Source organism: Streptomyces sp. NPDC050619 (assembly GCF_040654815.1).
Taxonomy (GTDB): domain Bacteria; phylum Actinomycetota; class Actinomycetes; order Streptomycetales; family Streptomycetaceae; genus Streptomyces.
The window spans coordinates 1-13,349 of record NZ_JBFAIR010000025.1; the positions used below are offsets into that span (position 1 = coordinate 1).

At 69.6% G+C, this 13,349-nt stretch carries 13 protein-coding genes; 3 read left to right on the top strand and 10 right to left on the bottom strand.

Translation table 11 applies throughout. The annotated features are described in order from the left end of the window. Positions 1 to 169 precede the first annotated feature (169 nt). Entirely contained in the window at positions 170 to 934 is a 765-nt protein-coding gene (locus AB0I77_RS33870) for an IclR family transcriptional regulator (protein WP_363286586.1), read from the bottom strand. Between the two features lie 125 nt (positions 935 to 1,059). Between AB0I77_RS33870 and AB0I77_RS33875 the strand changes: the two genes are divergently transcribed. Then, entirely contained in the window at positions 1,060 to 2,172 is a 1,113-nt protein-coding gene (locus AB0I77_RS33875) for an NDMA-dependent alcohol dehydrogenase (protein WP_363286587.1), read from the top strand. Positions 2,173 to 2,253: 81 nt separating this feature from the next. After that, complete coding sequence (locus AB0I77_RS33880) at positions 2,254 to 3,732, top strand: aldehyde dehydrogenase (protein ID WP_363286588.1); 1,479 nt, start codon at positions 2,254 to 2,256, stop codon at positions 3,730 to 3,732. A gap of 28 nt (positions 3,733 to 3,760) precedes the next feature. Here the strand turns inward: AB0I77_RS33880 and mftR are convergent, their stop codons facing one another. From mftR to AB0I77_RS33925, 9 genes are all read right to left on the bottom strand, one after another. Further along, the gene (gene mftR / locus AB0I77_RS33885; protein ID WP_363286589.1) at positions 3,761 to 4,411 is read right to left on the bottom strand and encodes a mycofactocin system transcriptional regulator; all 651 of its coding nucleotides are present in this window, start codon (positions 4,409 to 4,411) and stop codon (positions 3,761 to 3,763) included. A gap of 102 nt (positions 4,412 to 4,513) precedes the next feature. Beyond that, positions 4,514 to 5,956, bottom strand: coding sequence for a mycofactocin biosynthesis glycosyltransferase MftF (mftF, locus tag AB0I77_RS33890; protein WP_363286590.1), 1,443 nt, complete (start codon positions 5,954 to 5,956; stop codon positions 4,514 to 4,516). After that, complete coding sequence (gene mftE, locus AB0I77_RS33895) at positions 5,953 to 6,744, bottom strand: mycofactocin biosynthesis peptidyl-dipeptidase MftE (protein WP_363286591.1); 792 nt, start codon at positions 6,742 to 6,744, stop codon at positions 5,953 to 5,955. The genes mftF and mftE overlap by 4 nt, the downstream gene beginning before the upstream one ends. 41 nt (positions 6,745 to 6,785) lie before the next feature. Continuing rightward, positions 6,786 to 7,985: a pre-mycofactocin synthase MftD gene (gene mftD, locus AB0I77_RS33900; protein WP_363286592.1), complete on the bottom strand. Its 1,200-nt coding sequence runs from the start codon at positions 7,983 to 7,985 to the stop codon at positions 6,786 to 6,788. 37 nt (positions 7,986 to 8,022) lie between these two features. Next, entirely contained in the window at positions 8,023 to 9,273 is a 1,251-nt protein-coding gene (gene mftC / locus AB0I77_RS33905) for a mycofactocin radical SAM maturase (protein ID WP_363286593.1), read from the bottom strand. Then, positions 9,270 to 9,551 (bottom strand): mycofactocin biosynthesis chaperone MftB, encoded by a 282-nt coding sequence (gene mftB, locus AB0I77_RS33910; protein ID WP_363286594.1) that lies wholly within the window; start codon positions 9,549 to 9,551, stop codon positions 9,270 to 9,272. Before mftB ends, mftC begins: the two co-directional genes overlap by 4 nt. Positions 9,552 to 9,560: 9 nt before the next feature. Beyond that, on the bottom strand, positions 9,561 to 9,689 hold the full coding sequence (gene mftA / locus AB0I77_RS33915) for a mycofactocin precursor MftA (protein ID WP_363286595.1): 129 nt from the start codon (positions 9,687 to 9,689) through the stop codon (positions 9,561 to 9,563). 267 nt (positions 9,690 to 9,956) lie between these two features. Next, positions 9,957 to 11,525, bottom strand: a complete 1,569-nt coding sequence (gene mftG / locus AB0I77_RS33920) for a mycofactocin system GMC family oxidoreductase MftG (protein WP_363286596.1) — start codon at positions 11,523 to 11,525, stop codon at positions 9,957 to 9,959. Continuing rightward, on the bottom strand, positions 11,522 to 11,650 hold the full coding sequence (locus tag AB0I77_RS33925) for a hypothetical protein (protein ID WP_363286597.1): 129 nt from the start codon (positions 11,648 to 11,650) through the stop codon (positions 11,522 to 11,524). The genes mftG and AB0I77_RS33925 overlap by 4 nt, the downstream gene beginning before the upstream one ends. A 237-nt stretch (positions 11,651 to 11,887) precedes the next feature. Between AB0I77_RS33925 and AB0I77_RS33930 the strand changes: the two genes are divergently transcribed. Then, entirely contained in the window at positions 11,888 to 13,261 is a 1,374-nt protein-coding gene (locus tag AB0I77_RS33930; RefSeq protein WP_363286598.1) for an FAD-dependent oxidoreductase, read from the top strand. Positions 13,262 to 13,349 lie beyond the last annotated feature (88 nt).

Below are 13,349 nucleotides of genomic sequence, written 5' to 3' on the forward strand. Positions count from 1 at the left end.
CCCATGCCGGTCGCCCTCAATGTCTCCGTGCCCGTCAGCCGTATGAACAACGCCGACCAGCGCCGCATCAGCGCCGTGCTGCGGGACCTCGCCGAGGAGGCAGTCGAAGTGCTGCACTGAGCCTGGGGACAAGCCCCAGGGACTTCTTCTGGGCCGCCGCACCGACGGGTCACAACGACCGCGAGATCAGGTCGGCCGTCGACCTCAGGGAGCGCAGCAGAGGTCGCACGAGCGTCGGCGAGTAGCGGACGCTCGGCATCGAGATCGAGAGACCGGCGACGACGACGTCGTCGCGGTCGGTGAGTCTGCATCCGACGGCGACCACGCCCCGCTCGGACCTCTCGACGTTCAGCGCGACGCCGCTGTCCCGGACCTCGCGGAGTTCGCGGCACAACGCCCTGAGATCCGGCGGGTGGTCGTCATGGCCACCTGTCGGGCCCGGAGCGTAGAGGGCTTCCAGTTCGTCGTAGCTCAGCGCCGCCAGCGTGATGAGCCCTCCGCACACCAGATGCGCCGGAAAGACCATGCCTTCGCGGCTGCCCACGCGGAGTGCCTGCGAGCACTCGACCGACGCGATGAACCGCGCGTTGCGTCCGGTGCGGATGCTGAGGTTCACGGTCTCGTTGAGCCTGTCGACCAGGGCGCGCATGGGCTCGAGCGCGGCGGCACGGAGCGCGCCCACGTTGGACCTGGATTGTCCGGCGAGCTCGAGTATCGGCCCGACACGGTAGGAGCGGTCCTCGTCCTGGAGCGCGAAGTCCCGGTAGGCCAGCGCCGACAGCAGCCGGTGCGCGGTCGATCGCGCCACGCCAAGCCGTTCGGCAGCCGCCGAAACCGTGATCACACCTTCCATCTGCAGGATCTGGGCAAGCCGCAGTGCGTGGTCGACGCTGGCAGGCGCGTACACCGGCGGGCTCTTCATCGGCTTCGACATTGGATCCCTGATCTGCTATGCAGAATTTTCTGTCCTCATCCTAGTCCTGCGATCCACCCTCGGTGCATGACCGGCCGCGAGACGACCGTCACCAGCACCAGTGCTCCATTGGAAAGCAGGCAGTTGTGAAGGCAAGAGCCGCAGTTCTGTGGGAAGCGAAATCCCCGTGGGTCGTTCAGGACGTCGAGCTCGACGCGCCGAAGGCCAAAGAAGTCCTCGTCAAGCTGATCGCCACCGGCCTGTGCCATTCGGACGACCATGTTCGCACCGGTGACCTTCCCATCCCGCTCCCGATCATCGGCGGCCACGAGGGCGCGGGAATCGTCCAGGAGGTCGGACCCGAGGTCCACGGTGTCGAGGTCGGAGACCACGTCGTCCTGTCGTTCATCCCGGCGTGCGGAAAGTGCCACTGGTGCACTACCGGACACTCCAACCTCTGCGACCGGGGGGCGTTCATCGCGGGCGGGAAACAGCTGGACGGCACGTTCCGAGCCCATGCGGACGGCAAAGATCTCGGGTCGATGCTGCTGCTCGGCGCCTTCGCCACCTATGCGGTGGTCGCGGAGGACTCCGTGGTGAAGATCGACAAGGATGTTCCGCTGGAGCTGGCCTGTCTGACCGGGTGCGGCGTGATGACCGGCTGGGGATCCGCGGTCAAGACCGGCGAGGTGTCGCCCGGTGACACCGTGGTGGTGGTCGGGATCGGCGGCATCGGCGGCAATGCCGTGCAGGGCGCGAAAATGGCTGGTGCGAAGAACGTCGTCGCCGTCGACATCGCCGATGCGAAGAAGGAGATGGCCGCGCGCCTGGGGGCCACGCACTTCGCCGGAAGCGTGGAGGAGGCGAAGGGACTGGTCAACGAGCTCACCCGTGGAGTGATGGCCGACGTCGCGATCCTGACAGTCGGGGTCGTGCACGGGGACATGGTGCAGCAGATGCTGGAGCTCATTCGCAAGGGCGGCAGGGCCGTCATCACCGCTCTGGCGAGGATGGGTGAGCTGGACGCCAAGCTGCACCTCATGGAGCTGACGTCGTTCCAGAAGGAGATCCGTGGCTCGCTGTTCGGGGCGGGGAATCCACGGTCCGACATTCCGCTGTTGCTGGGCCTGTACAAGTCCGGGCAGCTGAAGCTCGACGAGCTGGTCACCAAGACGTACCGCCTGGACGAGATCAACGAGGCGTACGACGACATGCTGGCCGGCCGGCTGCTGCGCGGGGTCATCGTCCACGAGCACTGATCCGCACTTCGTTCATGTCTCACGCCTCACGGTGTCGCCAGTTCCCGGCGACACCGTGGGTATCCCGCATTGGAGTCGACCATGACACGTTCCGCCCAACACACCACAGACCTGGACCGGCTCGAGTTCTTCATCGACGGCGAGTGGGCCAAACCGCACGGCACAGACACCCACCGGGTGATCGAGGCGGCGACCGAGGAGGAGTTCGCGACCGCCGCCCTCGGCAGCGTCGCGGACATCGACGCCGCCGTCCTCGCAGCCCGGCGCGCGCTCGACGAGGGACCGTGGGGACGCACCACTCCCGCCGAGCGCGCGGAGATCATGCACCGCTTCGCCGATGCCCTGCTGAAGCGCGCCGATGTCACGAGCGAGGTCGTGACGCGCGAGAACGGTATGCCCATCGGCACGTCCCGAGCGCTCAATGGACATGCGCCCGCCGGCGTGTTCCGAACCTACGCCGAGATGATCAAGACGGTCGCGCTGGAGGTCATCCAGCCGAGCCCCTTCGGGGCGACGATCGTCCGGCGTGAGCCGGTAGGGGTCGTCGGTGCCATCGTGCCGTGGAACTACCCGCAGATGATAGCCAGTTGGAAGGTCGCCCCGGCGCTGGCCGCCGGGTGCACCGTCGTGCTGAAGCCGTCACCGGAGACCGCACTCGATCTCTACGTCTTCGGCGAAGCGGCCCGTGAAGCGGGACTCCCGCCTGGCGTGCTGAACATCGTGACGGCCGGCCGAGAGGCCGGCGCGTCCCTGGTCACCCACCCGGGTGTGGACAAGATCGCCTTCACCGGATCGACCGCCACGGGCCGGTGGATCGGAGCCGAGTGCGGCCGGCTCGTTCGCCGGGCCACCCTCGAACTCGGCGGGAAATCCGCCGCGATCGTCCTCGACGACGTCGACCTCGACGTGTTCCTGGGAGGCATCGGGCCGGCCTCGTTCATGAACAACTCCCAGACCTGTGCGGCCCAGTCCAGGATCCTCGCGCCGCGGTCGCGCTATGCCGAAGTGGTGGACGCGCTGGCGACGTTCACGAGGTCGCAGACGATCGGCAATCCGCTGGATCCGTCCGTCACCATCGGGCCCATGGCCAGCGAGCAGCAACAGCGGAAGGTGCTCGGATACATCGACATCGCGAGGGACAGCGACGCCCGGCTGATCAGCGGTGGCGGCCGTCCGGCCGGTCAGGACCGTGGCTGGTTCGTCGAGCCGACTGTGTTCGCCGACGTGAAGAACACCGATCGCCTCGCGCGTGAGGAGGTCTTCGGACCGGTCATCGCGGTCATCCCGTTCGATGACGACGACGACGCGGTGCGCATCGCCAACGACAGCGACTACGGACTCGCCGGGTCCGTCTGGACCGCCGATGAGTCCCGTGGTCTCGACATCGCGCGACGTGTCCGCACCGGGACGATCGGCGTCAACTACTACAGCCTCGACATCAACGCCCCGTTCGGTGGCATGAAAGACAGTGGTATCGGGCGGGAACTGGGTGCCGAGGGACTCAACGCCTACTTCGAGTACAAGACCCTGCTGGCCAGCGCGGAGCAGCTGCCGAAGTAGGAGTGGTGCCGCCGGGGCGGCCCTGCCCTTACGGAGCCGCCCGGCGGCCGGTGACCGGCTCGTGGCCTGCGAAGCCCCCCTGGAGCTCACGCATGGCCGCATCCAACAGCTCGGCCAGGTCCGTGCCTTCGTCGGCGAGCCACTGCTCGTACGCCGCGATGCAGGTCGCCAGTGCGGCGTACCCGACCTGACGCGGCAGCAGGGCGTCCTGCGGCCGGCTAGTCCGATCAGCGACGAAGGCGGCGACCACCGACCGCCAGGACGCGTAACGAAGTGTGGAGTCGGCCTGGAGAGCGGGCACGCGCAGGATGAGCTCCATGCGTCGACGATGCCAGGGCACGTCGATCGGGTCGAACTGGTTGAAGGACACGACGGCCTCGCGCAAGCCGTCCATCATCGCCAGCTCCGGCGGGCAGGCGGCGAGCAGGCCGTGGAAGCGCGCCAGTTCGCTGTCGAAGTCGCCCCACACCAAGTCGTTCTTCGACGCGTGGTACCGGAAAAAGGTCCGGCGACTGATCTTCGCCGCTGCGGCGATGTCGTCGATGGTGGTCTGTTCGAAACCCTTGCGCGCGAACAGCTCGAACGCGAGACGCTCGAGCTGGTCACGCGAGGTGGCCGACGGCCGTCCGACCCGCGACCTGGGTGAGCCCGCCCTCGTGGTCGGATCTGACGAAGCCATCTACGAAGATTCCCCTCCGGTCGCGCCCCACCCGGCGTTCCTGCGTCCAGCACCAGGACTCATGACCATCCTCGCAGCCGTGCGTGATCCCTCCCAACCTTGCTATCGGTCTTGGCGCCGCGTCCTTGTGGGGGTCAGGACGATACGTGGGCGGAGGGCGATGGTGGAGCGGCCTTGGAAGGCGGAGATCCAGACGCCGGTGCCGTAGGCGAGGTCGTCGAGGCGGCGGGCCACTCCGTAGCGGATGGGGTCGAGGCGGGTTCGGCCGCGGCGGTGTTCGAGGGTGATGTCGGTGATGGCGGCCAGGGCCGTGGCGCGGCGAACGCGTTGGGAGGTCAGGCAGCCGATGGCGGTGAGCGGCCACCAGTGGCGGGTCAGCAGCGCCGATCCCTGGGCGAGGGCGGAGACGGTGCCGTCGGCGGTGAGCCGGGCGGCGTGGCGGACCGGGTGCTCGGTGTCCTCCAGCTTGCGGGCGATGCGGGCGGCGGCGAGGGTCCAGATGGCGCCGGCGACGGGGAGGGACCAGCGCCGCTGGGCGAGGAGGGCGAGGAGCAGAGCGGTGTTCCAGGGGGCGAGCACGGCGGGCGCGATGTGTTGGGGGTGGCGTTGGGCGAGGGGGTGGGCGCCGGTGCCGTAGACGGCCTTCCGCGAGAACCAGTCGGCGAGGCGGATCCGGTGCTCGTGGGCGGCTTCGACGGACGGTTCGTACCGGATACGCCGGCCCTTGTCCCCCAGGCGCCAGCAAAGGTCGACGTCTTCGCCCACGCGCATGCGCGCGTCGAAGCCGCCGCCGTCGACGAGCGCGTCGACTCGGGCGACCATGCAGGCACTGGGGATCCAGGAGACGGGTGTGCCCGGTCGTACGGCGGCCGGGTGTGCCCCGAGGTCGAGGGAGGATCGGGTGGATTCGTAGCGGCCGAGCCAGCCGGAGGACCGGGAGGTGGCAAGGCCGGTGATCCTGGGGACGGCCAGGGCGACGCGCGGGTCGGCGAAGTGCCGCAGCAGGGTCGGCACCGTCCGGGCCGGCAGGACGATGTCGGAGTCGCAGAAAACCACGTAGGGCGTGGTGACCAGGCGCAGCCCGGCGTTGCGGGCACCGGCCGGTCCGACGTTGACGGTGAGCGGGACCAGGTGTGCGCCGTGCTGGGCGGCGACGGCGCTGATCGGATCGGGGTGGCGTGACGCGTCGTCCACGACGATCACCGGGCTGCCTGAAGGGAGGCTTTCCAGGAGCCGGGCGAGTTCGCGGGGGCGGTCGCGTACCGGGATGACGTACGTGCAGCTCGGACCGTGACTGCTGCCGGGTGCGGGATGGGGCGGCAGGGCTTGCACGGCCGGGTGGGCCAGGCCGGTCTCCAGCAGGCGGTCGGCGAGGACCGCGCTTGCGGCATCCCCCACGCGTACCGTCCGGCCGGCCAGCAGCGGTCTCGCCCGGGGACTCAGTTTGAGCAGGCGGGTCGGGCAGCCGCCGAGGAGTGACCGGCCCTGGTCGAGGACACGGGTGTGCTGGTCGAGGGTGACCACGAAGCCGTGGGGAAGGGTCATGGGTGCGCCGATTTCGTGCGAGGAGTGGGCGGTTCGCCAGGCATGGCCGCGCCGGGCCGACCCGGCGTCGCGGAGGTCGTGCTCGTGTCGATCAGTCGGCCCCGGGAGGCTGCGCGGCCTGCGGTGATCCGGCGTACGGCGGTGGCCACCATCGACTCGAACGAGACGCGTCCTTCCTCGGCCGTGGCACCTGTCGGGTCGCCGAGCACGCCGGAGGGTGACAGTGCGCGGACCCCACGGGCGATCAGGTCCGGCATCAGGTCGGCGAGCGGGCGGGTCTCGCCGGGAACGGCTTCGGCCAGACGGACGTCGCCGGGTACCAGGTGCAGCAGCACCGAGGTCTCCGCACGGCCCGCGTGCGCGTCGCCGCCGGGTATCTCGCAGTTGAGCCACGACACGTCGTGGCCTTCGCCGCGGAGTTGGCCGACGGCCGCGTCGAGCGTGGGGACGTTCCCGCCGTGGCCGTTGACGAAGACGATGCGACCGGCCCACAGCGACAGGGACCGTACGGTCTCGACCAGGACGAGGCGCAGCGCCTCGTGCCCGATCGAGACCGTCCCCGGGAAGGCCGCGTGCTCGCCGCTGGCACCGTAGGCGATGGCCGGAGCCAGCAGCACGGGACGATCCGGTCCGCCGGACGCCAGTCGCTCCGCCGCCGACCGCGCCACCGACCGGGCGATGACGCTGTCCGTGTTCAACGGCAGATGCGGCCCGTGCTGCTCGGTGGAGCCGACGGGAACCAGCACCAGCGCGTCGGCCGGGACGGCCGGCCAGACCGATCGGGCCAAGTCCCCCGGTTCCGCCGGCGGTTGTCGGAGCGACGGCATCGCTAGCCCGCTGTGCCGGCTGTGCGCGCGGCACCCAGGGTGCGCGTGAAGCCGTCCGGAACGGCCAGGTCGCCCGGCGAGAGCTCGTGGACCGAGGAGTGCCCGAGGCCGAGTACGGCGGAGTCGAGTCCGCCGCGCAGGATGTCCAGGACGTTCTCCACGCCCGCCTGCCCGCCCGCGGCCAGCCCCCACAGGTAGGCGCGGCCGATCAGGACCGCCCGCGCCCCCAGCGCCAGGGCCTTCGCGACGTCGCCCCCGCGGCGGATACCGCCGTCGAGCAGGACCTCGATCTCGTCGCCGACCGCCTCGGCGATCGAGGGCAGCAGCCGGATGGACGCCGGCGTGGTGTCCAGGTTGTTGCCTCCGTGGTTGGAGACCGAGATGCCGGACACGCCGGCGTCGACGGCCCGCCTGGCGTCGTCCACTCGGCTCACGCCCTTGAGCAGGAACGGACCGCCCCACTCCGCACGCATCCACTTGACGTCCTCCCAGGTGGGCGGCGCGGTCTGCATCCACTCGCCGTAGGCGCCGAAGAAGGTGGGTGCCTTACCGCCCGGCGGCTGGAGGTTGGGGGCGGTCAGGTCGGGGATCCGTCCGGACTTGGCGAACGTCCACAGCCAGCGCGGGTGAGGCAGGACGTCCGGCGCGAACCTGATCATCGTCCTGAGGTCGACCTTTTCCGGGATGGGCGGGCTTCCCCAGTCCCGGCCGTGGGAGAACGACCAGTCCAGGGTGGCGATCAGCGCCTTCGCCCCCGCGGCCCGCGCCCGGTCCATGCGCTGCGCCATCGACTCGCGGGTGCCGGTCCAGTACATCTGGTAGAAGGTGTTCGCGTTCGCCTCGGCGACCTCCTCCACCGGCTTGCTGGCGAAGGAACTCAAGCCCATGATCACGCCTCGGTTCGCCGCCGCGCGGGCCACCGCGACCTCGCCGTCGGGATGGACGGCCTGCACGCCGGTCGGCGAGATCACCACCGGGAACGCGGACTCCACTCCGAGCACGGTCGTGGAAAGGTCCCGCTCCGCGTGATGGCCCACCACACGCGGGGCGAAGCCCAGTTCGGCGAAGGCTCCGGTGTTGTCGTCGATCGTGCGGCCGCGTTCCGAACCGGCCACCAGCGAACCGTAGACGGTGCTCGGCAGATACTTCTTGGCGCGGCGCTGAGCCTCAGCGACGGTCTCGAACCAGGGATTCTTGCCCATGTGCGGCTCTCTCTTTGTCAAGTGTTGTCATGCGGAACTAGGTGAGGCTCACGCCGGCCAGCGGATCCTCGGCGCAGGCGCTGACCGGCGGCCGGTCCAGATCCGGGCGGCGCGTGAGGACCACGTCCACGGGCCCCGGTCCGCGCGCCGGTGCGGTGCGGTGGGAGTGATCGCCGGATGGTTTGGGGATGGGGCCGCGGTCCTTGGGGCGCTGGGCCAGCAACTGTTCGCCGTACCCCTGGACGCATTCGGGGTCAGGGCCGTCCAGCGGCAGCCCGGTGAAGAACTTGGCCGCCATGCAGCCGCCCTTGCAGGTGTCGTAGAAGGTGCACGAGGTGCAGGCGCCACCGGACTGCGGTTCGCGCAGGCCGCGGAACAGTTCGGATTCCCGCCACACCCCGGCGAAGCCGCCGGGCCCACGGACGTTCCCGGCGAGGAACTCGTCGTGGATCGCGAACGGGCACGCGTACACATCGCCGACCGGGTCGATCAGGCACACCACACGCCCGGCCCCGCACAGGTTCAGGCCCGGCAACGCCTGTCCGTACGCCGACAGATGGAAGAACGAGTCACCGGTGAGTACCTGCTCGCCGTGCGCCACCAGCCAGTCATACAGCTCCCGCTGCTGCTCCGGCAGGGGATGCAGCTCGTCCCACACGTCCGCGCCACGCCCGGAGGGACGAAGCCGCGTCAGCCGCAGCTGCGCGCCGTAGCGGTCGGCGATGGCCTTGAACTCGTCCATCTGCGGGATGTTGTGCCGGGTGCACACCACGGAGAGCTTGAAGTTCTTCATCCCGGCGTCGGCCAGGTTGCGCATCGCACGCAGCGCCGTGTCGTACGAACGGGGTCCGCGCACCGCGTCGTTGACCTCGGCGGTCGCCCCGTCGAGGGAGATCTGCACGTCGACGTAGTCGTTGGCGGCCAGGCGCCGGGCGACCTCGGGGGTGATCCGCACGCCGTTGGTGGAGAACTTGACGCCCACGTGGTGGGCGGTGGCGTAGTCGAGCAGCTCCCAGAAGTCGGGGCGGACCGTCGGTTCGCCGCCGCCGAGGTTGACGTAGAAGACCTGCATGGCCTCCAGCTCGTCGATGACGGCCTTGGCCTCCGCCGTGGTCAGCTCGCGCGGGTCGCGCCGGCCGGAGCTGGACAGGCAGTGGGTGCAGGACAGGTTGCAGGCGTAGGTGAGTTCCCAGGTCAGGCAGATCGGGGCGTCGAGGCCGTACTCGAAGAGGTCCACCAGGCGCGAGGCAGCCGGCGCGGGCCTTGATATTTCCGGGGTTGTGGTCATGTGCTCGGGGACCTTTCGATGACCATCGAGGACTGGGCGAGCGCGGCCAAGGCCTGTCCGTATCGGGGCAGTTCCCCGTCGCGGACGCCGGAGGCCGCACAGGCCGCCCGCGCGGTGGGAGCCGTCGCGAGCGCCTGGACGACCGCGAGTAGACGGCGGTCCTTGAGGAAGGACAGCTTGCGGGTGCCGAAGTGATACAGCAGGGCACCGAAGGGTTCCGGCCGTACCGAGACCTGTGGGTGCAGGTCCCAGGCACGATCCAGGTTCAGCGTGGACATGTGCGCGACCTAGTAGACGCCGCACATGCCGTCGATCGAGACCTCCTCGATCAACGCGTCGGCCTCGATCAGCGCGTCGGGCGACGGGTTCTCGTCGGCGTGGTTCTCCTCGGTCTGACCGAAGTCGAGCTCGTTCATGCGAATCTCCCTTGCCGAGTGCGAACATGCGCGGTGCATGCGAATCCCGGGGTGCGCGGGCAGAAGCGAGTGGGGACACACCTGTGTCCGCACACCCGGCGAGTGTGGAATGGGCTGCAGGCAGGACAGCGGAAGGCGCTCGGGAACACGAGCGTCTGTGACCGCGACGTGCAGACACCGGGAAGAGTATTGGCATCGGGTGCCAAAAAGAAAGGTGTCTACAGCAGCGATTTGGACGAGTCGCGGAGTTCAAGCGAGCGGACGACATCAGGGAAGGTCACGCCGGATGGCGTCGGCGATGAGTTCGCCGATGAGGACGGCGGTCGCCGCCGGCCCGCGGTGGGGCGCGTCCGGGAGGATCGAGGTGTCCGCGACACGCAGTCCCCGCACGCCGTGGACGCGCCCGAACTGGTCTACGGCGGCGCGGCGGGGATCGTCGGCCGGTCCCATCGGGACGGTGCCGCAGGTGTGCTGGGCGGTGCCGAGGTGGTCGCGGATCCAGTTATCGAGGGCGCGGTCGTCGTCGAGGACGTCGGGGCCGGGGTCGAGCAGGCCGTGGGAGATGTCCGCCAGGGGCGGGGTGTCGAGCAGGGACGCGGTGACGCGTACGGCTTCGCGTATGCGCCGGCAGTCGTCGGGGGTGCCCAGGTAGCCGTAGTCGATGCTGGGTGGTGTGGTGGGGTCGGTGGACCGGATTCGCATGCGGCCGGTCGGCCGGGGTGCCTGGGCGGACACGAGGAACGACAGAGGGGCGCCGGGGACGCTCACGGCTCCACCCACGAGCCCGGCCATGGGGACCAGGGACTGGAGTATCTCCAGATCTCCTGGGCCGCCGGGGTTCTCGGTCGTGCGATCCGTGGAGGGGAGGTGCAGACAGCCGCCGAGCCAGGTGTCGGCCGGTTCGCCCAGGTCCCGCAGTGGGTTCCAGTCCAGAATGACCTGTGGGTGGTCGCTGAAGCGGGTGCCGACGGCGGGGGCCTCCTGGACGACGGGTATGCCGAGTCGTTCGAGGTCGGCACGCGGTCCGACACCGGAGAGCTGTAGCAGGTGCGGCGTGGCGAAGGCACCGGTGCTGAGTACGACGTTGTCGGCTTCGAGCACGGAGTCCAGGCCATTGCCCTCGGCGATGACGCCGACGGCGCGGCCGTGCTCGATCACGACGCGCAGGGCCTTGCGGCGTCCGAGGACGGTGAGGTTGGGGCGGTCCAGGACCTCGGGAGGCAGATAGCTCATTCCGGTGTTGCGGCGTATCCCGTCGATCGAGTTGGAGGGCACGGGCCCGAAACCGGGTGGTGCCTGGCCGTTCTTGTCGGGGTCGGCGGGAAAGCCGAGAGCGTGGGCGGCGTCGCGGAAGGCCGCGGCGGCCGGGTGCGTCAGGCTTCCGCGGCGGATCCGCATGGGGCCGCGATCACCGTGCAGTTGGCTCGGGCCGAAGTCGAGGTCGTTCTCCAGAGCGCGCAGGAGCGGCAGGACTCTGTCGTAGGCCCAGGCCGGATTGCCGGCGGCGGCCCAGCGATGGAAGTCCGCACGCCGGGCCCGCGTGAAGTAGCCGCCGTTGACGGTACTGGAGCCGCCGAGGACGCGTCCGCGCGTGACCGTCCACGGCCGCTCCGGAGTGAGTCGCACGGGATACGCCTGCGTGGCGGGATGGTTCGGCTGCGCGCCCGGAACCAGACGCGCGTCCAGCAGCGCGGGGCCGAAGCCGTCCTTGCCGCGCGGCGTCGGCCCGGCGTCCAGCAGCAGCACTTCGCGGTCGGGGTCCTCGGTCAGCCGTGCCGCGAGCACCGCGCCAGAGGTGCCGGCACCGACAACGACGACATCGGGTCGGCGGCTCACCGGAGCCGTGCCGCAGGTATGTGGAAGGGGCTTGTAGCGCCCGTGGGACGGGCGCGCACGTGGATGCCGTGCGCTGTTGGCGGGGCCACGGCGAGGGCCAGGATGCGCTGGGTGGTGGTCTTCATCGAGAAGAACCTCAACAGAGTTGGAGTGGGGGCGCCTGACTTCAGGGGGCCGTGGCCAGGAGTATGCCCAGATCCGACCGCACTGGGGAGTGCCGGGACTGCTCTGCGGTGACGAATTCTGGCTTCCAGAATTTCGACGGTATTAAGGCCATGTGTGGCCATACTCATCGGCACAGCCGCAGCGGGCGAAGGCGCCGCTGCATCGGAAGGGCGCATTCAATGGTGAGGTCGTCTGAAATGAAGCATGACTTCGATGTCGTGGTCGTCGGATCCGGAATTGCCGGGCAGACGGCGGCGACCTCGGCTGCGGAGGCCGGCCTCTCGGTGGTTCTGCTGGAGAAGACCGACGCGCTGGGCGGGTCCTCGGCGATGAGTGGCGGTTCGTTCGCGTTCTGCGGAACCGACGAACAGGCCGCGGAGGGTATCGAGGACTCGGCCGAGCTGTTCCTCGAGGACATGCTCGAGGTGGGCGAGCACCGCAACGACCGGGCCCTGCTGGAGGCGTACCTGACGCATCAGCAGCAGACCTACCGGTGGCTGAGGTCCCACGGGGTGGTCTTCCGGGAGGTGGAGAGCAGCTCGGGCCACTCGGCCCGGCGCAGCCACAACTCAGCGATCAAGGACGTCCTGGCCCAGCTCCACCAGGCATTCACCAAAGCCGGCGGGCACACTGGACTGAACCACCAGGCCGTCCGGCTGGAGCAGGAACGCACGGGCCGGGTCACCGGCGTCGTCACGCGGACTCCGGACGGGGAGGAAGCACTCTTCAGCGGCCGGTTCGGCGTGGTGCTGGCCACGGGCGGGTTCACCCGAGGCACGGAGCTGCTGAAGATCTTCGCGCCCGAGCAGCTCGCCGCGATTCCGTACGGGGGCAGGGGCAACACCGGCGACGGACTACGCATGGCCTGGAAGCTCGGCGCCGGCATGGCGGACGTGTCCTCCGTCTCGGGCACCTACGGATCCCACCCGGACACCGGCGAGGAGTCCCACGAACTCCTCCTGGCGTACTACATGGGCGCGATCGTCGTGAACAAGAACGGCCGCCGCTTCGTCGATGAGTCCCAGAACTACAAGTTCCTCGGCCGGGTGGTCCTCGACCAACCCGACGGGCTCGGCTTCCAGATCTTCGACGCCAAGGTCCGCGCGAAGTCCCACCGCGGCCTTCCCCTGAAGGACATCGACGCCCTCGAAGATCTGGGCCACGTCTTCACGGCCGAGACCCTCGACGAGCTCGCCGCCGTCGCCGGTATCGACCCGGCCTGCCTGGTCGATACCGTGTCCCGGTACAACGCCGCGACGGCGGGTGAGGAGCCGGACGAGGTAGGCCGCGCCAGCCTGTGCAACGGCGTCGGCGACCTGCTCCCGATCGACACCGCCCCCTACTACGCCTACCCGGCCAAGTCGCTGCTGACCACCACTTACTGCGGCGTGACCATCGACCGAAACGGCCAGGTGGTCGACGTCGACGGCGACGTCATCGACGGCCTGTACGCGATCGGGGAGGTCACCGGCGGCTTCCACGGTGCGGCATACCTGCCCGGTACCTTGCTCGGGAAAGGCGCCGTCTTCGGGCGCATCGTGGCCGACCGGCTCGCCGCAAGGCTCGGGTGAACGCCCGGCCTGCGGAGGCCAACGGCTCGGTCCTGCCATTGCCCACCTGCTCCAAGCCGCACTGGGGCGCATCGGGGCACTCCCCCGG